This is a genomic window from Ruegeria sp. BHSB058, from assembly GCF_059613285.1.
Window position 1 is genome coordinate 1 of sequence record NZ_JBXWSF010000066.1, and the last position, 23,357, is coordinate 23,357.

Consider the following 23,357-nt stretch of genomic DNA (forward strand, 5'->3'; position numbering starts at 1 on the left):
GGGTGTGACCTCGGCCAACCTTGACGAGATGACTGCCGGAACTGACAATCCGGAAATCAACCGCCTGCTGGGTACCGAAGGCACCTTGGGCGAAATGCTGGGTCTGGATGCCGAATGGGCCAAACGCGCAATTGCGGTTGCCGGAAACTATGGCGAAATCTTTGCCCAGAACATCGGTGAAAGCACTCCGATCGGTCTGGCGCGTGGTCTGAACGACCAGTGGACCAAAGGCGGTCTGCTGTACTCGCCGCCGTTCCGTTAAGTGTCACGCTGAAAGGGCGCAGGACAACCTGCGCCCTTTTTGCACCCATAAAAAACAACAGACCCGGCGATGGGGAGCAGGGAAGAACCCTGCCCGACAAAAAAACCGGGATGTCACGGGGATTACATAGGTCATGACGACTCTCACTGACCCGCCAAAGGAGCAGTTTCGGCTGTCCATGCTCCTTTACGATACGCGGTACCGTTCTGCGACAATCCAAGTTATCGCGCTGATCGGTTTCATGCTTTTGGCAGCCTGGATCATTTCCAATACTATCAACAACTTGGCAGAGCTGGGAAAACCGGTCGAATTCGGCTTCTTCGCGGAACCGGCCAGCTATGACATCAATCAACGCCTACTGGACTACACTTCGCGCGACACACACCTAAGGGCGGCTTTTGTCGGTTTGCTCAACACACTGGTCGTAGCGGTATTGGGGTGTATCACCGCGACCGTACTGGGGGTGATCATTGGCGTTCTGCGCCTGTCCCATAACTGGATCGTTGCACGCTTGATGACAGTTTATGTCGAGATGTTCCGCAACGTCCCAGTACTGTTGTGGATCGTTTTCATCATGGCGGTCCTGATCGAAACACTTCCATCGCCGCGAGCCTTCCGTGGAGAGAATCCCGAGGCCACGATGATGCTTAGCGACAGCGTGGCGGTTACCAACCGCGGTGTGTATGTCCCAGATTTCCTGTTTTCCAACAGTTTGGGAGATGTCCATCTGTTTGGTGAATCCAGCCTCCGGTTTGATGTCAGCCTCGATCTGATCGCGGTTCTCATCGTTCTTGGCGCTGGTTTTTGGGTTTCAAACTGGCTCAAGCATCGCGCAGACCGCATTCAGGAGGCCACCGGCGACCGTCCGGTGACATGGTGGCAGCGACTAGGCGTAGTTCTAGTGCCGCTGGCAATCCTTTTGTATCTGCTGGGATTTCATCTGGGGTATCCCGAACTCAAGGGCTTCAACTTCATGGGTGGGACACACCTGCGGAACTCGCTGATCGCCCTGTGGCTGGCGCTGTCGCTCTATACGGCCGCGTTCATTGCAGAGATCGTGCGAGCAGGCATCATGGCCATATCCAAGGGCCAAACCGAGGCCGCAGCCGCGCTGGGTCTGCGTTCAAACAAGATCATGAGCCTGGTAATCCTGCCGCAGGCATTGCGGGTGATTATCCCTCCGCTGATCTCGAATTATCTCAACCTCACCAAGAACTCGTCGTTGGCGATCGCCGTGGGCTACATGGACATCACCGGGACGCTGGGCGGCATCACAATGAACCAGACTGGACGTGAACTGGAATGCGTTCTGCTGTTGATGCTGGTGTACCTGACCATTTCGCTGAGCATTTCGGCGGTTATGAACTGGTACAACGAATCCGTAAAGTTGAAGGAGCGTTGAGATGTCTGACATAGGTTTTGTCCGAACTGAAATGCTCCCCGAAAAGGAGCCACCCGCGTCTGAAGTAGGCGCCCTCGGCTGGATGCGCCACAACCTGTTTTCTAACTGGTTCAACTCGATCCTGACCATTTTGGCGATCTTCTTCGTCTATAAGATCCTTGCAGGGCTGGTTCCGTGGATTCTCTCTCCGACTTGGGATGCTGGTTCGTTGTCGGAGTGTCGGGAAATCCTGCATAGTCTGGGCCGTGAAGGTCATTACGCCGGCGCGTGCTGGGGTGTGATCCATGAGCGTTGGATCCAGTTGATCTTTGGCTTCTACCCGGCAGAGCTGTATTGGCGTCCAATTGCGACTTTTGTCCTGTTGGGGGTGGCTTTGGCGCCGGTTCTGTTTGCCGACAAGGTGCCGTCGAAACTGCTGATCTTCACAGCGCTTTACCCGTTCATCTTCCCCTGGCTTTTGTGGGGTGGAACGATCTGGGGGCCTCTGGCGGCCCTGCTTGGGTTCGTTATCGGTTGGTTCGTCTATACCGCCGTTAGCAAGGCGACCAGCAATCTACTGGGCATCATCCTGGGGGTGTTGGCGGCCGTGATCTGGTGGGTCGTCGTTTCCGGGTATTTTGTCGAAACAATGAACTCGATTGCTGCAATTGGCATTGAGCCCGTGGAAAGCCGCAAATTCGGGGGCTTCATGTTGTCGATCACCATCGGCGTTGTAGCCATTGGTTGTTCGTTGCCGCTGGGCATTGTTCTGGCGTTGGGCCGTCAATCTGATCTGATGATCGTCAAATACCTGTGTGTGGGCTTTATCGAGTTCATCCGGGGCGTGCCTCTGATCACGTTGTTGTTCGTGGCATCGACACTGTTGAACCTGTTCCTACCGCCGGGGACGAATTTCGACATCATCTTGCGTGTGCTGATCATGGTGACACTGTTCGCCTCGGCCTATATGGCCGAAGTGATCCGGGGTGGTCTCGCTGCCCTGCCGCGTGGCCAGTATGAAGGCGCGGATTCGCTTGGCCTCAACTATTGGCAGGCGCAGCGTCTGATCATCATGCCTCAGGCACTCAAGATCTCGATCCCGGGTATCGTTTCGACTTTCATCGGGGTGTTCAAGGACACCACGCTGGTTTCGATCATCGGACTTCTGGACCCTCTGGGCCTCAGCACCGCAACACGCGCGACGACTGAATGGAATGGCATCGTATGGGAACTTTATGGCTTCATCGCCTTGATGTTCTTTGTCTTCTGCTTCTCCATGTCCCGCTATTCCATGTATCTGGAGCGCAAGCTCCACACTGGCCATCGCTAAGGAGGGCCCAATGTCTCAACTTGCTGTAGATCGTGAAATCGACCGTTCAAAGATGACGGTCAGCGACGAGGTCGCTATCGAGATCACCAATATGAACAAGTGGTACGGGTCCTTTCACGTGCTGCGCGACATCAATCTGACGGTCAATCAGGGCGAACGTATCGTCATCGCGGGTCCGTCAGGGTCCGGGAAATCCACCCTGATCCGATGCCTGAACGCGCTGGAAGAACACCAGCAGGGCAAGATCGTGGTGGACGGAACGGAACTGTCGAACGACCTCAAGAACATCGACAAGATCCGGTCGGAAGTTGGCATGGTGTTCCAGCACTTCAACCTGTTTCCACATCTGAGCATTCTGGAAAACTGCACTTTGGCCCCGATCTGGGTGCGCAAGACGCCCAAAAAAGAGGCCGAAGAACGGGCAATGCACTTTCTGGAAAAGGTGAAGATCCCGGAACAGGCGGACAAGTATCCCGGTCAACTTTCAGGTGGTCAGCAACAACGTGTGGCGATTGCCCGTTCGCTCTGCATGATGCCGCGGATCATGTTGTTCGACGAACCCACTTCGGCGCTGGACCCGGAAATGATCAAAGAGGTGCTCGACACCATGATCGAATTGGCCGAGGAAGGCATGACCATGCTATGCGTCACGCACGAGATGGGCTTTGCACGTCAGGTCGCCAACCGTGTGATCTTTATGGATGCAGGTCAAATTGTGGAACAGAATGAACCGGAAGAGTTCTTCAACAACCCAAAGAGCGACCGAACCAAGCTGTTTCTCAGCCAGATCTTGGGTCACTGATATTTGGTTGGGGAAGCCCATTCTATTTCGACAAAAGGGAGGGCGGGGTTTCCCCGCCTTTCTCATTCCAGAAGGTCGCGTGGGACGACAAAATCCATCACTTCGCCGGTGCGTTTGCCGAGATCGTGCCAGTTACAGATTGGAAACTCGATAGTCGTGGTTGCGCATGTAGGATAGTCGAAGAATCGAGCATGAGCAGGCGCTTCCTCGACAACACTCCTGGCGAATGTGGCAATGCCAGGATTGTGGCCCAGCAACAGAACCGTCCGCCCGCTGGCTTCGCGCAGAACGTCAAATATCTGTTGCGGCGATGCGTGATACAGCACGTCCGTATAGTCGGGTTCGGGCGTGTCGAAACCCATTTCCTTCCAGGTTTCGCGGGTGCGTCGCGAAGATGAACTGAGAACCTGATCCGGCTGCCAGCCTTTGTCTCGCAGCCAAGTTCCTATCGCTTTTGCGGATTTTTGACCGCGTTTGTTCAGAGGGCGGTCGAAATCCTCCTGAAACGGATCGTCCCAGCTGGATTTGGCGTGTCGGGTCAGGATCAAGGTGCGGGTCATCGGGGATGAAAATGCTGCATGTGATGTGCGGTTTGCGCCGGATTTCGTTCTGCCCCAGCACTGAGTGGGCAAGCCAGACGGGCGGTACAACCTTGTGTCATGCAGGTTTGGCCGCCCTTGGTGTCGAGATAGCTGTGACAGGCATCCACTTGGTAGAAGGTGTCTGAATTCAACGCACCCACCGGGCAGGACGTGGAGCAAGGGGCACTACATGTAATACAGGGCGAGGGCGCATATGTCGTGGGAATGGCGAGTTCACGGTCAAACCAAAGAGCCCCCCGATATGAGATCATCATGCCCACCGTGTCATGCACCAGAGCGCCAACTGGGCTTTGAAAGGCCCGCCCGGATTTCAGCGCCCAATCAATGAATGGCTCGTAAGGGGGGCCGCCAAAAGGAAATCGCGCTTCGGCGCCTAAGCTGTCGGCCATGTCGCCGATGACGCGGGCCGACCAGCGATCGACCGGATCAGGGTGGCCATCCTTCCCTTCGGGCGCAGCTTGAAAAACGTCCCAAAATTCAGGTCCTGTCCCCAGCAAGATCAGGGTGCCCGAGTCAAGACCTTTGGCCTCGCTTCTGCAAGGATGCTGGGCACCCATCACGATCAGCCGAGCTGTGTGAGCAACCGCTTCGATTTCGGAATAACTCACTTGTTCCGAAACGGCAGCCAAAGACTCCACCCCAGTCGTGCTGGTCGGTCGTCCTGCCATTTCAGGCCGACAGTCATCGCGCCGTGCCCGCGTTTCGGCTGCGCCACATATGTTCCCAACATCCGATCCCATATCGACAGGGCAAATCCGTAATTGCTGTCGTGCTCGTCCCGCAGCACCGAGTGATGAACACGATGCATGTCAGGCGTAACCAGAACCCTACGCAGAACCGCGTCAACGGCAAGCGGAAGTTTCAGGTTCGAGTGATTGAATAGTGCCGTCCCGTTCAGCAGGATTTCAAAAATCAGCACCGCCAGTGCGCTGGGCCCCAGCAGGTAGATCAGCCCGATCTTCAAGAGCATGGAAAGCGCAATCTCGACCGGGTGAAAACGGATGGCAGTAGTCACGTCCATGTCACGGTCGGCATGATGAACCCGGTGCAATCGCCACAGGACCGGAACTTTGTGCGTGATCAGGTGCTGCGTCCATATCGCAAAGTCCAGTATTAGAACCGAAACTATGACCTCGATCCATCCGGGCCAATTGACAGTATTGAAAAGGCCCCAGCCATTGCGGTCGGCATCCAATGCAGCACCAACTGCCAGCAACGGCATGCCGATGGCCATGAGGCGCAGCAGGACGCTGTTCAGCACCGTGATCGACAGATTGGTCAGCCATCTTCGAGATCGCGCCAATTGCCTTGCGCGACGCGGCGCCAGCGTTTCGGCGCCCGCGAACAGGGTAAAAAGGGTCAGGAAAACACCCAGACGAATGGCGGCTTCATTTTCCATACATTCACACTTGAGCATGTGAACGAAAAGCGCAAGCTTGGAACCGTCACGAAATCGTCAATCCGGGCGAATCAACGACCCTGCGCCATGTTCAGTGAATAATTCCAGCAAGACTGCGTTTGGCGCGCGACCGTCCAAAATGACCACCGCTCTCACGCCACTGTGCAATGCATCAAGCGCGGTTTCCGTTTTGGGGATCATGCCACCTGCGATGGTACCCTCGCGCGTCATCTCGCGAATCTGCCCGGCTTTCAGTTCGGTAACCACCTCTCCGGCGGCGTTCTTGACGCCCGAAACATCAGTCAGCAACAACAGGCGGTCGGCTTTCAAAGCAGAAGCAATTGCCCCGGCCGCAGTATCGCCGTTGACGTTGAAAGTTTCGCCGTTTCGGCCTGCGCCCAGGGGTGCGATCACCGGAATGATGTCATGGGCGAAAAGGTTGTGCAGCAATTTGGGATTCATCAGCGATGGTGTGCCGACAAATCCCAAGGAGCTGTCGGTCTGGTCGCATATCATCAGATTGGCATCCTTGCCCGATAGCCCGACCGCCATACCACCCTGGGCATTGATCGCCTGCACGATTCGCTTGTTCACCACGCCGGACAGCACCATCTCCACTACTTCGACGGTAGCCTGATCGGTGACCCGCTTGCCATTTACGAATTCGGACTGGATATCCAGCTTGTCCAGCATGGCGTTGATCATCGGGCCGCCACCGTGCACGATGACCGGATTTACTCCGACCTGACGCATCAAAACCACATCGCGGGCGAAGCTTTCCATGGCCTCGTCGCTGCCCATGGCGTGACCACCCAGCTTTATGACGACGATGGCTCCGTCATAGCGTTGCAGATACGGCAAGGCGCTGTTCAATGTGGCGGCGGTTGCGATCCAGTCCCGGTTCATGTCTCGTGTCTTCATGGCTTAGGTCCCTTTGACGAACCGTGTTAGGGCCTTTGGGTCAGGCTGCCAAGACCCTGTGATTGCCAATATTCGCTGTGGTTATTCCAAATGTGCGATGATTGAGCGTAGGGTCGCAATGCCATCTCCCTTCTCTGACGAGGTCAGGACAATCTCGGGAAATGCGGCGGGGTGCTTTGCCAGCGCGGAACGTACCTGTGACAGAACCTTGTCACGATCATTGGCCTTAACCTTGTCCGCCTTGGTCAACACGCATTGAAAGGTGACGGCGCTTGTGTCGAGCAGTTTCATGATCTCGTCATCGACCGGCTTCACCCCGTGGCGAGCGTCAATCAGCACAAAGGCCCGTCTCAGCGTTTGCCGCCCGCTAAGGTACTGTTTCAGGAGCTTTTGCCACTTCTCGACTATCTTGAGCGGTGCGTTGGCGTAGCCATAGCCAGGCAGGTCGACCAGATACAGATCGGGGCCTTGGGCAAAAAAGTTGACTTCCTGAGTACGTCCCGGCGTGTTCGACGCCCGCGCCAGCCCCTTGGTACCTGTAAGCGCATTTATCAGGCTCGACTTGCCTACATTCGAGCGGCCTGCGAAGCAGACCTCCAGCCGGTCAGGTTCGGGCAGGCCAGTCATGGCAACCACGCCCTTTACGAATTCCGACGGCCCGGCAAAGAGCTTTCGCCCGGCCTCTTGGGCCAGCGCGTCAGGGTCTTCAGCCAGGGGAAATGGAAGGGCGGTCACAGAGGCACTACCTTATCGTTGAGACGGATGGAGCCGCCTTTGAGGACTTCGGCGCGAACACTGAAATCACGATGCCCCCAGGTTTCGAGTGTTTTTAGCGGGTCCGCATCGTGAACACCTGTTTCGGGGTTGGTCATTGTCGATGGGCATCGCACCGTCCGTTCCCGAACGCGGAGAACCGCATCCCCGATTTGTATGTTGCGGTTGATCCAATCGAACTCTTCCCAAGGGGCCAGCCCATCAAACCAAATGTTGCCGCGCCAACGCAGTATTGACAGTTCTCGTCCCATCTTTTGCTCGACCGCCTGATGCGAAGCCATGTTGCACAGGGTAACGGAGGGAAAATCACTATCCGTCATGCCGCGGCCCGGCGCGCGGATGATCCGGGCTGACGCGGCTCGATTTTCGGGCATCAGTGGGCGCACCCAATCCAGAAATACGTCCGCCTCGACGTCGGGCGCAAAGGTCAAATCCGGTCGTTGTGGGTGGCTCAAAGTAACCCGGTCGCCTTCCAAGCGGGCGGTTATGGCCATTAGTGCAGGAACTTTTGCGACCCGACTGAAATTCACGCAAGGTGCCCATGTGGTGCCGTCCGCTTTTGACATCTCGTGGGCAACGGCCCAAACACGATCCCCGGGCATGGTCTGCCCGGGGGTCAATGTCACGTCTTTCAAAGCTTCGCGGCCATGACTTTTGATCGGATGCCGCCAGAGGCTGGTGACGACTCCACTCATTTTTTATCCGTTTTCGGCGTTTTCTTGAAGCTGGATCTAATGTTGCCAAACACGTCGGGGGTATAGCCGTGACTGCGCATAATGATGTATTGCTGCGTGAATGTGATCGTGTTGTTCGCGATCCAGTACACCACGAGTCCGCTGGCGAAACTACCCAGCATGAACATGAAGACCCATGGCATCCAGGCAAAGATCATCGCCTGCGTTGGATCGGTTGGCGCCGGGTTCAGCTTTTGTTGTACCCACATCGAGATACCCAGAAGCAGTGGCAGGATTCCAATCAGAATGGTTGCCATCAGCGTTCCCGGCTCGGGGCCGGCCCAAGGCAGCCAGCCGAAGAAATTCATGATCGAGGTCGGGTCCGGCGCGCTCAGATCCTGGAACGGGCCGAACCAGGGGGCCTGACGCAGTTCGATGGTGACAAAAATCACCTTGTAGAGCGAGAAAAAGATCGGGATCTGCAGTAGAATCGGAAGACAGCCCGCGGCAGGGTTAACCTTTTCCTTCTTGTAGAGCTCCATCATTCCCTGCTGAAGCTTTTGGCGGTCGTCGCCAGCGGCTTCTTTCAGGGCTTCCATCTGCGGCTGCAATTCCTTCATCTTGGCCATCGACACATAGGATTTCAGCGCCAGCGGGAACACGATTGCCTTGATGATCAGGGTCAGACCGATGATTGACCAGCCCATGTTGCCGATCAGCTGGTTGATGTTGTGAAGCAGCCAGAAGATCGGCTTGGTCAGGAAAAAGAACCAGCCCCAATCGATGCTGTCGATAAATTTCTGAACGCCCTGGGCCTGGTATTCGCGAATGGTTTCCCATTCTTTTGCTCCGGCGAACAGCCGCGTGGTGACCTCGACAGAACCGCCGGGGGCGACTGTCAAGGTCGGCAATACGGTTTCGGTTTGGTAGATCTTGCGGCGATCATCATATTTTGCGGCGGCTTTGAATGCCGTACCCTCAGCGGGGATCAGCGTTGTCATCCAATAGTGATCGGTAAAACCGATCCAGCCGCTGTCCTTGACCTGGAAGACCTCAGCCTGCGCGCGTTCGTTCGGATCAACGTCGAAATCGCGCACGTTCTTGTATTTGATCTCCGAAAGCGTTCCGTCGGTCATCCCGATGACGCCTTCATGTAGGATGAAGAAATTCTTCAAACCGGGCAGGTCGGCGTCCTCGCCAGTTCCGTGTCGGGCCAGAATACCATAGGGTGCCATGCCCACTTCGGCCTGTGAGGCGTTTTCGACGGACTGGGTCACGGTGAACATGTAGTTTTCGTCGACCGAGATTGTCCGACGGAAGGTCAGGCCCCGGCCATTGTCCCAAATCAGCGTAACCGGGCTGTCAGCGCTCAGCGTTTCGCCCTTCTCCAAGCTCCACAGGGTATTGGGGCCGGGTACGTCAGTGCCGGTAACACCTGCACCCGGCGCCCAGCCATAGAGCGCATAATAGGCCGATTGCGTTCCTACTGGGGACATCAGTTCTACGATCGGGGAGTCCTTGGCCAGAGAGACCCGGTAATCCTTCAGTGACAGCTCGTCGATCCGACCGCCGGACAGCGACAGGCTGCCGGTCAGGCGTGGGGTGTCAATCTTGACCTGCGGTGCTTCTGCTTCGGGCTCGGCCTCGGCCGTGACGTTGGTCGCGGGCGCCGACCCGTCCGGGCTGACGGCACTTGGAGTTTGAACGCCATCGCTTTCGATCGTGCTTATAGCGGTCTCATTGGTGGGAGTTTCGGGTTCCGGAGGAGGGAACAGCACGAACCACACAAGGATCACTAGAAAGCTGAGCACGGTTGCGAGGATAAGGTTCTTGTTCTGATCGTCCATCTGGGACAGCCACCTTGTGCTTTGATTGACACCGGTGGGTTCAACAGAGTGCAGCCCAAAAGGTCAAGCAGATTCGCCCTGAAAGTCACCGGTAATCCGCCGTAAAGGACACGGAATGTGAAAGAATCACCCGGTATCGCGCCCAATTTTCGGTGTCTCCTGCAGTTTAGTGTTGTGAACGGACAACCAATCCAACGTCTGCCCAAACGGCATGGGGCGCCCGATCTCGAACCCCTGAACGTGGCCGCACCCCAACTGCGCGAGCACTGAATGTTCTCCCGCAGTCTCGACGCCTTCTCCCAGCGTTTCAAGATTCAGCCGTTCGGCAAGTGAGAGAACCGCAGTCAAAAGCTGCCGCTGCGCAGGGTCACGATCAACACGTGTTACAAAGGAACGATCGATCTTGATCCGTGAGATATTGAAGCGTTTCAGAGAAGCGACCGAGGCATGCCCGGTTCCGAAGTCATCCAGGTCGATCCAGCAACCCAGATTGTGCAACTCTGCAATGTTGCGCGCCACGATGTCTCCTGGTGTCTTGCTAATCACTGTTTCAAGAACTTCTACGGTTAGCCGACCTGGCGTCAGATCGAACTGATCCAGATCCCACCGAATCCTGTCCACCAAACCCGGGTTGTGCAACTCGTCTGACGAGAAATTGACCGCGATACGCGGCACGTCTGCCCCGGCTTTGTCCCAGGCGACCAGTGCGGCAAGGGCACCACGCAGGATGTTCTGCCCGAGGCGTTCCATCAAACCCGCCTCTTCGGCGACGGCAAGAAAGGCACCGGGGCCAAGAATGCCGCGGTTCGGATGTTCCCACCGGGCCAAAGCCTCGAATCCGGTCAGTTTGCCTGTGTTCGTCGAGATTTGTGGTTGAAACCACGGAACGATCTGGTTGCAATTCAGGGCGTGCTGAATATCCCGCCGCAGATCCGCCCGGGTGGTTATCCTGTTACGTGTGTCGGAAGTGTAGGCGCGGATTGACGAAGGGCCATTTTGTCTGGCTTCGTTCGAAGCCGCTATCGCGGCACCGATCCATTCTTGCGCGCCGTGACCTAGTGCGCGCCGATCGAGGCAGAAACCAAGGGAGCATGAGACATAGATGGTTGTTCCGTCCAGCGATATCGGATCTTCGATCCCGCTTTGAATGCGCCCCGCCAATTGTATGCAGTGTTCCAGATCCAGCTGACTTACAGGTGATACACAGACAGCAAATTTGGCGTTCCCGAGGCGGGCCACGATATCCTGACTGCGAACCGTTGCCAAAATGCGTTCACCACTGCGTTGGACGATGGTGTCGACGGCCAATGTGCCGTGCCGTTCTTCGATTCGATCGAGGTCGTCCAGAACGATTATGAAACACGCCGATTCCTGCCCGCTGGCCCGCAGGCCTGCGAGTAACTCTGCGGCCTTGATTTGGAATTCATCCCTTTGAATAAGACCGGTCACGCGGTCGCGTGAGTGATTCTGTTCGGTGGGCCAACGCCCCAGTGCACCCGCAAACGCGAATACTAGCGGCAAGCCAAGAGAGGTCAGGAGCAGCGCGCCTTCGCCGCCTAGCCAGAATGCACCCAGAGTGATCGCGGGTAGAAAAGCGAGAATGGCCGGTCCGTTCAGCACTGCAAGAGCTCGACCACATAACCGAGTGAGCAAAGAATGTATCTGCATCGTTTCCTTGGCCTCGTGTTAGAGCATCGTACGCTCTGACTGAACCTAGGAAACCTCTCTAAGTGAGACGTTAACGCAGTAACGGAATTTCGTCTGGATCCTCAGATTTTTTTCCAACCTGAGCCACAAGCCCTTGAAAATCGAACAGTTTCGGATCCAGCATATGCGAAGGGCGGATGTTGGTGAGCGCTCGGAACATGACCTGCCGGCGTCCCGGGGCGTTCTTTTCCCACTGGTCCAGGATCTGTTTGACCTGTTGACGTTGCAACCCATCCTGACTGCCGCACAGGTCGCAGGGAATGATGGGATAGTTCATCTGGGTCGCAAATTTCTCGCAATCTGTCTCGGCGACATGGGCTAGCGGACGATAAACGAACAGGTCGCCTTCTTCATTGACCAGCTTCGGAGGCATTGTCGCCAAGCGCCCGCCGTGGAACAAATTCATGAAGAATGTTTCCAGAATGTCATCTCGGTGATGGCCAAGAACGACCGCCGAACACCCCTCCTCACGTGCAATCCGGTACAGGTTTCCGCGCCGCAGCCTTGAGCAAAGGGCGCAATAGGTTCGCCCTTGCGGAACTTTGTCGACCACCACCGAATAGGTATCCTGATACTCGATGCGGTGGGGTACGCCCATGCGTTCCAGAAACTTGGGCAGTACAGTTGCGGGAAAACCCGGCTGTCCCTGATCCAGATTGCAGGCCAGCAGTTCGACCGGAAGCAGCCCACGCCATTGCAATTCGTGCAATACTGCCAACAAGGTATAGCTGTCCTTGCCGCCCGACAGGCATACCAGCCATTTGGCACCGCGATCCACCATGCCATATTGCTCGATCGCTTCGCGTGTTTGACGCACGATGCGTTTGCGCAGCTTCTTGAACTCGGTGGTCGAGGGCGCGCCGGCAAAAAGCGGGTGGATATCATCGGGTTCGTCGAGCATTGGCTGGCTGTACTAGGTTTGCCGGAACCGGGCAAGGGCATGCGATTGTCGTTCACGATAGGAAGGGCAATGGCATGTCAATTTCGCTCCGGTCGGGCGAATTCGCAATCGCAATATACCCATATGGGTCCTATAGAAGGGTGGACATAGCCTGGCGGTCCGAGGTCTAACCAGGACGATGCGCACTATATCGTCAATGGAGTGTGCCGAGCACAAAGGTCGGATCAGTCAGCAGGTGCTACGACGGATAAGAGGAAATCGGATGGCAAAGGCCGTTGTGATCGGCGCGGGACCGGCGGGACTGATGGCTGCCGACGAACTGGCTATCGCCGGTCATTCGGTTTTTGTTGCAGAAGCAAAACCCTCGGCCGCACGAAAGCTCCTTATGGCGGGCAAGTCCGGTCTAAACCTAACCAAAGACGAAGCTTTCTCTGACCTAATCAGCGCTTATGGTGATGCTGCCGATTGGCTACGCCCGATTGTTTCGGAAATGGATTCTCAGGCGGTTCAGGATTGGGCGCGGAGATTGGGGCAGGAATTATTTACCGGGTCCACCGGGCGGGTGTTTCCGGTTGCAATGAAGGCATCTCCCCTTTTGCGAGCGTGGTTGTCCCGCTTGGACCGGTTGGGTGTTCGATTGCAACCGCGGTGCCGTTGGGTCGGATGGGATGGTGCCGATTTGGCTTTTGAAACGCCTGAAGGACGGCACCGTGTCGCTGCTGACGTCACTGTGCTTGCGATGGGGGGCGCCAGTTGGTCGCGCTTGGGCTCGGATGGGGCATGGGCGCCCTTGCTGGCCGCGCAAGGTGTGAAAATTGCTGAGTTCGCATCGGCAAACGCCGGTTTGCTGGTTGCGTGGTCAGAGCATATGCGACCCTTGTACGGCGAGCCAATCAAGGGCGTCGCTTTGAGTGCGGGAGGGTCGCGAACACGAGGGGAAGCGGTTATTTCTGCGCGGGGGCTGGAAGGTGGTGGTATCTATGCAATCTGCAAGGCGGTTCGGGAAGGCGCGCCCTTGCGAATGGATCTGTTGCCAGAGGTATCGCCTGCAGTTCTCACGCAGCGACTGGCAAAACCGCGAGGAAAGCTCAGCCTATCGAACCATTTACGCAAGACATTGAAGCTTGGGCCGGTACGAACCGCATTGCTAATGGAGTTTGGGAGGCCGCTTCCCGATGGTCAGGAACTCGCCGGCCTTATCAAGTCCTTGCCCATTCGCCATGCGGGTTTGCGCCCTTTGGATGAGGCAATTTCGACCGCGGGTGGCGTCAGCCGCACAGCATTTGATGGTGGGTTGATGTTAAAGGCACTTCCCGGCGTTTTCTGTGCCGGGGAAATGCTGGACTGGGAGGCACCCACGGGTGGGTATCTGCTGACGGGGTGCCTGGCCACAGGCCGCTGGGCCGGTCGGTCTGCCGCCGCGTGGCTGCACCATACCAAAAGGGATCAGGCAGGTTGTGTCAATGCGCCCATGCGTTGAAACGCCGGACGACTGCGCATTTCCTTTGCATAAGCTTTGAGGGTGTCCGAATTCATGGGAAAGCCCGCGTTCACGGCCCAGTTCATGCAATGAACACATAGTATGTCGGCAATTGTCATTTTGTCGCCCTGCAGAAACGGGCCTTTGAACCGATCAGCCATCCGCACATAGTTGCGGTTATATTCCCATTTTGCGGTTTCGATCACCTGTGGAACCCGTTGTTCTTCCGGCAGAACGAACATATGCCGGGCCGCCACCCATAAAATACTATCGAAGTCGTCGAGGAGGGTGAAAAACAACGAATCCTGTTCGGCGCGCTCCTTGGACCCAGCGGGATAGGTGAAGCGTCCATGCTTGTCGGCCAAATAAGTCATGATCGCGGAACTATCGGTTATGACTGTCTCGCCATCCACTAGCACCGGGACCTTACCGGATGCATTCAGTGCCTTAACCTGAGGGTCATGAGGGCCGACGTCGATGAACTCGTACTCTTGTTCCAACTCCTCCAGAAGCCACAGAACTCGCGATGCACGGCTTTTGATGCGACCATAGATCTTGTACATGATGATTTCCCTGCCAATCTGTTCGCCCTTCAATCTGGGAACGCGAGCGGTCACGTCAAGCCAGACGCTTCGTCAGAACACCTCAGCGTGAACGCGCCAACATCGCAAGCCGGATCATCGCCCGTTCAACCAATGCCATGGCGGGGGCCGTCTGACCGGCCGAGCGCAAGGCAAGGTCGGTGTCGGTGAGAACTGTCAGTGCAGTTTCCAGTTTGCGGGCACCCCAGTTATGTGCCTGCCGCAAGATGCGATCACGGCGTTTACCGTAAATCGGTGGTCTCAGCTTGCCGATCCCCTGGGCAGCGCCGCCAGGGTCGGAAGCACAAGCATAAAGCGTCCGGAAATGCCGGGTCGCGCCAATGCAGAGGCTAACGGCGTTTGTTCCCTGTGCCTGCAGGCGGCGGATCAATGGGCCGATTTCACCTGACTTGCCCTCGGCAACCACATTCAGAACGTCGTCCAGTGCGGCCTCGGTGGATTGAGGCGCGCAGGCTTCGATGTCTGCAATAGCAAGTTCTGATTCGTCGCCGCGTTTGTAAAGTGCCAGCTTTTCGACGGTTTGGGCGAAATCTCCCGGTCCAAGCTCGGCGGCAAGATCGGTCAGGGCAGCCATCGATTCGCGAGGTACATTTGCGATCCCAGCATGCGTCAATGTTCGCTCGATCTCCGATCTGGAAGGTGGGTCGTCATAGATTCCAACCGCATAGGCGTTGGGATGCGACTCGAAGGCCTTTCGAATCCTGGAGGTAGCCTTTAATTGGCCGGCGGTTACGACAATCTGGGCATCGCCCGGGGACCACTCCTCCAACGCTGCCAAGATGGATTGGGCTGCTGCATCTGTTGCGTCCTCGACAAATGCGGCACGCGGGCCGGGAAAGAATCCTACAGCCTTTACGGCATCCAATAGCTGGGCGGGTTCTCCGCGTAAGTCACTTCCCGACATCCGGGACAGCCTCATTTCCTCTTCGGAATTCGGACCCAGTAGTGCGACAATCATCTGCTGCCGTTTCAGCGAGACGCGCATCGCGTCCGCACCATAGATCAGAATACCTGCCTTATCGGAGTCCGGTCTAGCGAAATACCCTTCGGCTTCGCGCGGACTGAGCTTCATGGTGACACTTCTGCGGTTGCGTAAAGCTGGGCGGTCAGCTGATCAGCCAGTATGGTCATGAGGCGCCGGCGCGCATCGCGTTCCGACGCCAAAGTATCGACTGTCGAGCCGGTCGCGGAATAACCGACAAAGTTTTCGACGTCTCCGGATGCGACGACCCCGCCATTTGTTGACTGAGTGAGAGAATATTTAACTCTACCGACAATCGTGTACCGGGTCGTTTCATTGGTCGACGTAATAGCTTCGCCTTGGGTGAAAGTCGAAAGGTCGACTTTTAGCTTGTAGTCGCCGCCAGATACCGCGCTGCGCCCCAACCGTTGTTCAAGATCCTCAACCAACAGATAGGTTTCGACGGAGTTGGGAGCCGAAACCTCGACCCGCCCATAAAGGGCTGATCCCGCCCCGCCCGGAGCATAAACCGGTTGAAAGCCGCAGCCAGCCAGCGCCAGCGGCATCACAAGCAATGTTCTGCGATCAAACAACGACATTCACGATCCGGCCCGGAACAACGATAACTTTCTTCGGCGCGTTGCCATCCAGCGCCTTTTGGACAGCTTCGGTGCTGAGCGCGATATTTTCAACCTCGGCTTTGTCCATATCTTTTGGTACGCTGATTTCCGCGCGACGCTTGCCGTTGATCTGGATTGGCAATGTGACGGTGTCATCAACCAGCATCATCTCGTCCGCGACGGGCCACGGGGCAACGGCCACAAGGCCCTCACCGCTCTGATGCGCCCAGATATCTTCCGCCAGATGTGGCGTCATCGGCGACATTAGCTGGGCCAATGTTTTAATCGCCTGTTTCTGAGCCGCCGCACCGGCCTTGGATTTTGCCAGTGTATTGGTGAAGGCGTACAGTTTGGCGATGGCTGCGTTGAAGCCAAAGCTTTCGACACCCAATGTCACGTCGCGGATGGTTTTGTGCATCTCGCGCAACAGGTCCTCATCGCCTTCGCCCGCTGCATCGGCCTCCATGGCGCCGATCCTGTCGCAGAGATTCCAAACGCGGCTTAGGTGCTTGTGCGCAGCCTCCGCTCCGGCGGCAGTCCATTCAACGTCCCGTTCGGGTGGCGAATCGGACAGTACAAACCAGCGCGCGGTATCGGCGCCAAAAGCCGAGATGATCGATACGGGATCAACCACGTTCTTCTTGGACTTGGACATTTTCGCCGAAGGAATTACTTCGACCGTCTCACCTGTCAATTTGAGTTTTCCGTCCTCGACATCTTCGGGCAGGTGATAGACCGGGCGGCCGTTGGCGTCGCGCGTCTGGTAAATCTCATGCGTCACCATGCCTTGCGTGAACAGCGCATCGAACGGCTCGATGGCCTTTTTCGGCAGGTGTCCAGTGATGTTCATCGCCCGCGCAAAAAAGCGGGAATAGAGCAGGTGCAGGATCGCGTGTTCAATGCCGCCGATATACTGGTCCACATTCATCCAGTAGTCCGCCTCGGTCAGATCGGTGGGCGTTTCCGCACGCGGAGCGGTGAAGCGCGCGAAATACCACGACGAATCGACGAAGGTATCCATCGTATCGGTCTCGCGACTGGCTGGTGCGCCACAAGACGGGCAAGTGCAATCGCGCCAGGTCGGGTGGCGGTCCAGCGGGTTGCCCGGTTTGTCGAATGTCACATCGTCGGGCAGGCGGACAGGCAGGTTTTCTTTTTTCTCGGGCACCACACCGCAGCTTTCGCAATGCACGACGGGAATCGGGCACCCCCAATAGCGCTGGCGGCTGAGGCCCCAATCACGCAGGCGGTATTTGGTGACACCCTCGCCCCAACCGGCTTTTTCAGCAAAATCGACGGTGGCGTTGATCGCCTCTTCTCCTGTCGCTTCGGTCAAGCCTGCGAAATGGTTCACCCAGCGAACTTTCTCGGTTTTCGGCGGGACGTATGCAACCTTGTCGACCGGTGTGTCGTCATCCAGCGCAAAGAATGTATCGACCACGGGCAAGCCGTATTTCCGGCAGAAGTCGAGGTCGCGCTGGTCATGCGCAGGGCAGGCAAAGATTGCGCCAGTGCCGTAATCCATCAGGATGAAATTGGCGATCCAGACCGGCAGTTCCCAACTCGGGTCCAGCGGGTGCTTGACCTTGATGCCTGTGTCAAAGCCCAGCTTTTCGGCGGTTTCTATGGCTTCCTCAGTGGTGCCACCTTTGCGGCATTCGGCCACGAATTCAGCCACTTCGGGGTTTTCGGCTTCCAGCTTTTTTGCGATCGGGTGGTCGGGCGAGATGCCAACGAAAGATGCGCCCAGAAGCGTGTCGGGGCGGGTTGTATAGACGGTGATCGGATCGTTGTCGTCAGTGCGTTCAAAGCCGAATTGCAGACCACGGGATTTGCCGATCCAGTTCTCCTGCATCAGGCGTACTTTGGCGGGCCAGTTGTCCAGAGTGTCCAGCGCGTCGAGCAACTCTTCGGAATAATCCGAGATCTTGAAGAACCACTGGGTCAGTTCGCGCCGCTCTACCAATGCGCCCGAACGCCAGCCACGACCATTTTCAACCTGCTCGTTGGCCAGAACGGTCATGTCGACCGGGTCCCAGTTCACTACAGCGTTCTTGCGATAGACCAGCCCGGCATCGAGCATGTCGAGGAACAGCGCCTGTTGCTGGCCGTAATATTCCGGATCGCAGGTCGCGAACTCACGTGACCAGTCGATGGACAGGCCAAGTGGTTTCATCTGGTCGCGCATGTCGGCGATGTTGCTGTAGGTCCAGTCCTTCGGATGACCACCAATGGCCATCGCGGCGTTTTCCGCTGGCATCCCGAATGCATCCCAACCCATCGGATGCAACACGTTGTGGCCGGTGGACAGCTTGTAGCGCGCGATGACATCACCCATTGTGTAGTTGCGCACATGTCCCATATGAATGCGGCCCGACGGATACGGGAACATTTCAAGCACATAGTATTTCGGCTTGTCGGCGCTGCGGCGCGCGGTGAAGATCCCGGCCTTGTCCCAGGCTTCTTGCCATTTTGCTTCGATTTCGGTGGCGGAGTAGCGCGACATCGTGCGGTCCTTCGTGAATGAAAACGCCGGGTCAGGGCCCGGCGTGGTATTAGAGCGATTTCGCGCCGGATTCTAGAGTTTGTCGTCGGCAATACGAAGCTGGCGCGCGCGGGACAGGATTGCATCCTCGACCGCACGCGAGGTCGCGGGGCTGACGGCACCACCACCGCTGGTTTGCAGCGACACCGACAGGGAACGTGCATCGAGTGCCGGATCCTTGATATGCACTGTCGCACGATACGAGCGGCCACCTCCGGGAGGTGTGCCGTATCCTGTGACAATTACCCCGGTAAACGGATCAACGGATTGAACCGGAAGGAAATTCAGCACATCGAACGAAGCGGCCCACAGGTACTTGTTTACGTTGCCCGCGCGTTCGGTCTTGTCCGGGCCGAAGAGGTCCCAAAATGACGACTTGGCCCGATCTTGAGAGGCTCTGACATCGTCATTGAAATCCAGCGAGTCGGTTGGCTGCGGGGCTGAGGTGGCCGAAGGGTTCGCGCCGCAGGCGGCGACACCAAGGGTAAGCGTGATGGGCAAGATGAATTTGAGGCGCATCTGCAAGAGTGTCTCCAGTCCCGAATTCCAAAACCGCGGCCACTCTATTCTTGTCCATATGTGCGGGCAAGGGCGTTTCGGCAACCGCAGGTAAACTGATGGGCATCGTTGGATATCCTACGACGTTGGACGCGGCCAAGGCACAGACTGTGGCAAAGCTGCACCATCCGGGACGACTTTGACCCGGCGCTGGTCACAAGGCTTGCCAAAACAGGGGGGAAAGAGCGAAACCCCTGTCCATACCCACGCCGGATTCTCCGGTTTGGGCGAATGATTGAAAACCGAGGGAAACACGATGAAAAAAGTTCTCTTCGCAACGACTGCGCTGATCGCCACCGCAAGCATGGCAGCCGCAGAAGTTCGCATCAGCGGCTATGGCCGTTTTGGTCTGGACTATAACGACGCCAACGAAAACGTTGTCGGCGTTTCGGAAACCAACATCACCAGCCGTCTGCGTCTGCAGTTCGACATGTCGACCGAAACCGACGGTGGCGTGACTCTGGGTGCCCGCCTGCGTGCTCAGGCCGAAAACCGTGATGGCGCACCTGGTGCAGCCAGCTGGAACGGCCCCCAGTTCTTCGTGGCTTATGAAGGCCTGCGTGTGAACGTTGGCAACATCTGGGGCGCGATCGACAACGCACCCGGCCTGTACCTGCCCACCATCTCGGTTGGCACCGGTATCGACGGCATGGGCTTCTTCAGCCTGCCGATCATCGGCGCAGCTTGGGACTCGTTCTCGTCGGCTGGCGCTGGCAACAACGGTGTTGAAGCTCTGTACACTGTCGGCGGCTTCACCGGTCACGTGTCGTACTCCCAGCGTAACGGCGGCTCGGTTGCCGGTTCCGCTGGCGGTGAAAACCGCACCGGCGTCATGCTGACCTACAGCTTCAACGACTACTTCGTCACTGGCGCGTATCAGGCTTCGTCTGACGGCCCGGTTGCCGACACCGGTGAAGAGCTGAACGATGGCCTGTGGCTGATCGCAGCCGGCGCTGACTGGGGCCAGTTCGGTGCTCAGATCGCATACGGCCAGACCGAAGCAGCTGACGCGATCACCGTTTCGGGTAACGTTGACATTGGCGCAGCCAGCAACCTGCTGCTCTGGGTCCAGAATGCTGACTCGAACAACCTGGCTTCGGGCGGCACTGCAATTCTCGCAGACGACGGCACCAGCTGGGGCCTGAACTACCAGTACGACCTGGGCGGCGGCGTGACCTTTGTTGCCGGTTACGTTGACTCTGCAGTCGCAGACAGCAGCCAGGTTCAGGCCGGTGTGTACTTCAGCTTCTAAGCTGTACACCGTCTAACGGTACTGAATATGGGCAGGTCTTTGGACCTGCCCTTTTCTTTTTTGCCCACATGGTGTTTTTCTGCTGCCAGTGAGCAGAACGAGGAAAACAATGCCCCTGCAAGACATAACCGACCGTATTGCCAAGGCCGAGGCCGCCGCAAGCCGCCCTGTCGGCTCCGTCAAACTGATTGCGGTGTCCAAGGTTCAGCCGAATGAGCGCGTCGAAGAGGTTTTGCAGCAGGGTCACCGGTGTTTCGGCGAAAACCGGGTACAAGAAGCCGCAGGCAAATGGCCCGAATTCATGGAACGGTATGATGGGATCGACCTGCATCTGATCGGCCCGTTGCAGACCAACAAGGCGCGGCAGGCGATTGAGCTTTGCCATGCCATCCACTCGGTCGACCGGCAGAAACTGGCCAAAACCATTGCGCGGTTGGCGCAGGAAATTGGCCAATGCCCGGATCTGTTCGTTCAGGTCAACACCGGCGAGGAAGAGCAGAAGGCCGGTGTGATACCCGCTGCGGCAGACGCATTCATTGCCGAATGCCGTGCTCTGGATCTGCCCATTCGCGGATTGATGTGCATTCCGCCCGTCCACGAGGAGCCGTCGCTGCATTTCGCGCTTTTGGCCAAGATTGCGGAGCGCAATGGCTTGACCGGCCTGTCGATGGGAATGAGTGACGATTTCGAATCGGCAATCGCATTGGGCGCGACACATGTCCGCATCGGCTCGGCGATTTTTGGCGAGCGTGTCAAGCCGAAGGGATGATCAGGCGCGTTCCCGGTGTCATACGTTCCGCGATCCAGCGCAAATGGTCGCGGCGAAAGGCCACGCAGCCTTCGGTCGGGTAACCCGGACGACGCCACTGATGGACAAAGATGGCCGAGCCGCGCCCCGGTACAGCATTCGGCCAGTTCCAGTCCGTGATCAGTACAAGGTCATACAAAGGGTCGGCACGACGCAGCCGTTCGTGATTGAACCGATAAGGGTCTTGGACCAGATGGTTGTATGACGCATCCCGAACGTCATCCGACCATAGGTCGCGCGGGCCAATTGGCCGCGCCCACGAAGCTGGGCGGCAGATACGGTCTGCGCGATAGAGCATTCCAACGATTCGGTGGATGCCGGTTGGGGTTGCACCATCCCCCTCTTGCTTTTTGTTGCTTAGCCCACCTTTGCCGATCGAGCAGGGAAAATACCGCCCGCGAAACCGAACACCCATTGGGTTGAGTACGAGGTCGAACGGAGTCACAAAAGATGACCGGACTTGGCGGCTTTGGTCGCCAGATACCCGCGATTGTGTGCGGTTTCGCCGACTTTGAGCGGGACCCGTTCGGTTACGGCGATCCCAGTTCGTTCCATCATCGCTATCTTGGCCGGGTTGTTGGTCAGCAATCGAACCGATTTGAACCCCATTGATTTCAGGATATCCGACCCAAGCCGGAAATCTCTTTCGTCATCCTCAAAACCAAGCCTGTGATTGGCCTCGACCGTGTCAAACCCCTGATCCTGCAGGGAGTAGGCGCGCATCTTGTTAGCCAGACCAATTCCGCGCCCCTCCTGATTAAGATACAGCAGAACGCCCGTTCCCTCGGCCCCCATCTGAGCCAGCGCGCCGCGCAGTTGCGGCCCGCAGTCACATTTCAGACTGCCCATGAGGTCCCCGGTAAAACAAGCAGAATGCAATCGGGTCAGCACGGATTTTTCACGATCTGGACGGCCGATTTCGATTGCATAGTGCTCTTCGCCGCCGTCGTCAGGACGAAAGACATGCAGTCGTCCTGCTTCGGATACGTCCATCGGCAAGCGTGCCGCCACCACCTCGCGCAGGGGGCTGCGATCCGCCAGATGGGGTGCAGCCTGTAAATGATCGATGCAGGTGAGGGCATGCGAGGCAGCAAAAGCTATACCGTCGTTGATCGGCAAGACGACTGCGGCGGGCAGCAAACGCGCGGATTTCGCCAGAGCGATAGCGATTCGGTGAAGATTGGCGTTGCCCTGCCGTTCACTAATCAAAGGACCCTTCATCGGTGAGTTCAGATCGTCGGATGGGTCAGCGATTGCCTGTACCCAGACCATGTCAGCGTCTATTGGAAGAACAATCCGCGCAAGATCACCGTCATAGGCGCGCGCCTTGAGCGTTTCAGCCCGTCGTGCGGTAACGGCGACGACGGGCGATCCACCTAAAGAGCGAAGGTCCGCCAGCCGCTGTGCGCTCATGGTTTCGGCGGCAAGCGCCACCACGCAATACCCGGTACCATCGCTCAAAACGACCGGCACGCCCATGCGCAGATCGGCCCGGGCACGCGCCAACAACTCGGTAATGTCCGGAAAGAGACTCATTGCTTCATCCTGTAACGTTCTGCATTTCGTCTATTCTTTCACGCGGCAAAAGTGAAACAATTAGCAAATAATAACCGGAAAGGAGACACGAGGGCGTGAGAGCGTTGCAGTAAATCTTGCCGATTGTGCGTTCTGCGATCAAGTGATGGAAAAGCTTTAGGAGGACCGGTACATGGCTCAGCTCAAGAAAATCCTGCTGGTTGATGATGACGAAGATCTGCGTGAGGCGCTCAGCGAGCAACTCGTGATGACCGAAGATTTTGACGTTTTCGAAGCGTCGGACGGGCAAAGCGCCTTGGAGCGCGCCAAAGAAGCGATCTACGACCTGGTAATTATGGATGTGGGTTTGCCCGACACGGATGGGCGCGAGTTGTGCCGTCTTATGCGCAAGCAAG

Annotated in this window: 23 protein-coding genes and 1 pseudogene; 8 read left to right on the forward strand and 16 right to left on the reverse strand. The window is 57.1% G+C overall.

Features of this window, described 5'->3' with window-relative positions:
* The 4 genes and pseudogenes from AC2FNB_RS15395 to AC2FNB_RS15410 all read left to right on the forward strand — a co-directional run.
* Positions 1–262, forward strand: a pseudogene (locus AC2FNB_RS15395) (amino acid ABC transporter substrate-binding protein); the annotation flags it as partial.
* A 133-nt stretch (positions 263–395) separates the two neighbouring features.
* On the forward strand, positions 396–1,664 hold the full coding sequence (locus AC2FNB_RS15400; protein WP_480750375.1) for an amino acid ABC transporter permease: 1,269 nt from the start codon (positions 396–398) through the stop codon (positions 1,662–1,664).
* A 1-nt stretch (position 1,665) separates the two neighbouring features.
* Positions 1,666–2,973, forward strand: coding sequence for an amino acid ABC transporter permease (locus AC2FNB_RS15405; protein ID WP_496747665.1), 1,308 nt, complete (start codon positions 1,666–1,668; stop codon positions 2,971–2,973).
* Between the two features lie 10 nt (positions 2,974–2,983).
* Entirely contained in the window at positions 2,984–3,775 is a 792-nt protein-coding gene (locus AC2FNB_RS15410; RefSeq protein ID WP_480750373.1) for an amino acid ABC transporter ATP-binding protein, read from the forward strand.
* A 62-nt stretch (positions 3,776–3,837) separates the two neighbouring features.
* On the opposite strand, the gene AC2FNB_RS15415 is transcribed toward AC2FNB_RS15410, so the two are convergent.
* The 9 genes from AC2FNB_RS15415 to ttcA form a co-directional block, all read right to left on the reverse strand.
* The gene (locus tag AC2FNB_RS15415) at positions 3,838–4,335 is read right to left on the reverse strand and encodes a SixA phosphatase family protein (protein ID WP_480750371.1); all 498 of its coding nucleotides are present in this window, start codon (positions 4,333–4,335) and stop codon (positions 3,838–3,840) included.
* On the reverse strand, positions 4,332–5,015 hold the full coding sequence (locus AC2FNB_RS15420; RefSeq protein ID WP_480750370.1) for a ferredoxin: 684 nt from the start codon (positions 5,013–5,015) through the stop codon (positions 4,332–4,334). The genes AC2FNB_RS15415 and AC2FNB_RS15420 overlap by 4 nt, the downstream gene beginning before the upstream one ends.
* Complete coding sequence (locus tag AC2FNB_RS15425; protein ID WP_496747666.1) at positions 4,982–5,776, reverse strand: sterol desaturase family protein; 795 nt, start codon at positions 5,774–5,776, stop codon at positions 4,982–4,984. Before AC2FNB_RS15425 ends, AC2FNB_RS15420 begins: the two co-directional genes overlap by 34 nt.
* 57 nt (positions 5,777–5,833) lie before the next feature.
* On the reverse strand, positions 5,834–6,697 hold the full coding sequence (gene argB, locus AC2FNB_RS15430; RefSeq protein WP_480750367.1) for an acetylglutamate kinase: 864 nt from the start codon (positions 6,695–6,697) through the stop codon (positions 5,834–5,836).
* Positions 6,698–6,778: 81 nt separating this feature from the next.
* Positions 6,779–7,432, reverse strand: coding sequence for a ribosome biogenesis GTP-binding protein YihA/YsxC (yihA, locus tag AC2FNB_RS15435; protein WP_496747668.1), 654 nt, complete (start codon positions 7,430–7,432; stop codon positions 6,779–6,781).
* On the reverse strand, positions 7,429–8,166 hold the full coding sequence (locus AC2FNB_RS15440; RefSeq protein ID WP_496747669.1) for an MOSC domain-containing protein: 738 nt from the start codon (positions 8,164–8,166) through the stop codon (positions 7,429–7,431). Before AC2FNB_RS15440 ends, yihA begins: the two co-directional genes overlap by 4 nt.
* Positions 8,163–9,992: a membrane protein insertase YidC gene (gene yidC / locus AC2FNB_RS15445; RefSeq protein ID WP_496747671.1), complete on the reverse strand. Its 1,830-nt coding sequence runs from the start codon at positions 9,990–9,992 to the stop codon at positions 8,163–8,165. Before yidC ends, AC2FNB_RS15440 begins: the two co-directional genes overlap by 4 nt.
* 126 nt (positions 9,993–10,118) lie before the next feature.
* Positions 10,119–11,612, reverse strand: a complete 1,494-nt coding sequence (locus tag AC2FNB_RS15450; protein ID WP_480750360.1) for a putative bifunctional diguanylate cyclase/phosphodiesterase — start codon at positions 11,610–11,612, stop codon at positions 10,119–10,121.
* Positions 11,613–11,730: 118 nt separating this feature from the next.
* Positions 11,731–12,600, reverse strand: coding sequence for a tRNA 2-thiocytidine(32) synthetase TtcA (ttcA, locus tag AC2FNB_RS15455; protein WP_496747672.1), 870 nt, complete (start codon positions 12,598–12,600; stop codon positions 11,731–11,733).
* Positions 12,601–12,862: 262 nt separating this feature from the next.
* On the opposite strand from ttcA, the gene AC2FNB_RS15460 reads away from it, so the two are divergent.
* The gene (locus tag AC2FNB_RS15460; protein WP_496747674.1) at positions 12,863–14,080 is read left to right on the forward strand and encodes a TIGR03862 family flavoprotein; all 1,218 of its coding nucleotides are present in this window, start codon (positions 12,863–12,865) and stop codon (positions 14,078–14,080) included.
* Here AC2FNB_RS15460 and AC2FNB_RS15465 read toward each other — a convergent pair.
* From AC2FNB_RS15465 to AC2FNB_RS15485, 5 genes are all read right to left on the reverse strand, one after another.
* Positions 14,047–14,643, reverse strand: a complete 597-nt coding sequence (locus AC2FNB_RS15465) for a glutathione S-transferase family protein (RefSeq protein WP_496747676.1) — start codon at positions 14,641–14,643, stop codon at positions 14,047–14,049. The two genes, AC2FNB_RS15460 and AC2FNB_RS15465, sit on opposite strands and share 34 nt — an antisense overlap.
* A gap of 82 nt (positions 14,644–14,725) precedes the next feature.
* Complete coding sequence (gene holA / locus AC2FNB_RS15470) at positions 14,726–15,754, reverse strand: DNA polymerase III subunit delta (RefSeq protein ID WP_496747679.1); 1,029 nt, start codon at positions 15,752–15,754, stop codon at positions 14,726–14,728.
* The gene (gene lptE, locus AC2FNB_RS15475) at positions 15,751–16,242 is read right to left on the reverse strand and encodes an LPS assembly lipoprotein LptE (protein ID WP_480750352.1); all 492 of its coding nucleotides are present in this window, start codon (positions 16,240–16,242) and stop codon (positions 15,751–15,753) included. The genes holA and lptE overlap by 4 nt, the downstream gene beginning before the upstream one ends.
* The gene (gene leuS / locus AC2FNB_RS15480; protein WP_496747681.1) at positions 16,229–18,769 is read right to left on the reverse strand and encodes a leucine--tRNA ligase; all 2,541 of its coding nucleotides are present in this window, start codon (positions 18,767–18,769) and stop codon (positions 16,229–16,231) included. The genes lptE and leuS overlap by 14 nt, the downstream gene beginning before the upstream one ends.
* Positions 18,770–18,841: 72 nt before the next feature.
* Entirely contained in the window at positions 18,842–19,327 is a 486-nt protein-coding gene (locus AC2FNB_RS15485; protein ID WP_480750349.1) for a DUF3576 domain-containing protein, read from the reverse strand.
* 295 nt (positions 19,328–19,622) lie between these two features.
* Here AC2FNB_RS15485 and AC2FNB_RS15490 point away from each other — a divergent pair, with 295 nt between their 5' ends.
* Together AC2FNB_RS15490 and AC2FNB_RS15495 are read left to right on the forward strand one after the other, a co-directional pair.
* Positions 19,623–20,618 carry a porin gene (locus AC2FNB_RS15490; protein ID WP_480750348.1) on the forward strand — a complete coding sequence of 332 codons (996 nt, stop codon included), beginning with the start codon at positions 19,623–19,625 and terminating at the stop codon, positions 20,616–20,618.
* A gap of 109 nt (positions 20,619–20,727) precedes the next feature.
* Positions 20,728–21,387: a YggS family pyridoxal phosphate-dependent enzyme gene (locus AC2FNB_RS15495; RefSeq protein ID WP_480750346.1), complete on the forward strand. Its 660-nt coding sequence runs from the start codon at positions 20,728–20,730 to the stop codon at positions 21,385–21,387.
* On the opposite strand, the gene AC2FNB_RS15500 is transcribed toward AC2FNB_RS15495, so the two are convergent.
* Positions 21,371–21,871, reverse strand: coding sequence for a L,D-transpeptidase family protein (locus tag AC2FNB_RS15500; protein WP_496747684.1), 501 nt, complete (start codon positions 21,869–21,871; stop codon positions 21,371–21,373). The two genes, AC2FNB_RS15495 and AC2FNB_RS15500, sit on opposite strands and share 17 nt — an antisense overlap.
* The gene (gene ribA / locus AC2FNB_RS15505; protein WP_496747685.1) at positions 21,868–22,962 is read right to left on the reverse strand and encodes a GTP cyclohydrolase II; all 1,095 of its coding nucleotides are present in this window, start codon (positions 22,960–22,962) and stop codon (positions 21,868–21,870) included. The genes AC2FNB_RS15500 and ribA overlap by 4 nt, the downstream gene beginning before the upstream one ends.
* Before the next feature lie 172 nt (positions 22,963–23,134).
* On the opposite strand from ribA, the gene AC2FNB_RS15510 reads away from it, so the two are divergent.
* A partial coding sequence (locus AC2FNB_RS15510) for a response regulator transcription factor (protein ID WP_496747689.1) occupies positions 23,135–23,357 on the forward strand: 223 nt, incomplete at its 3' end.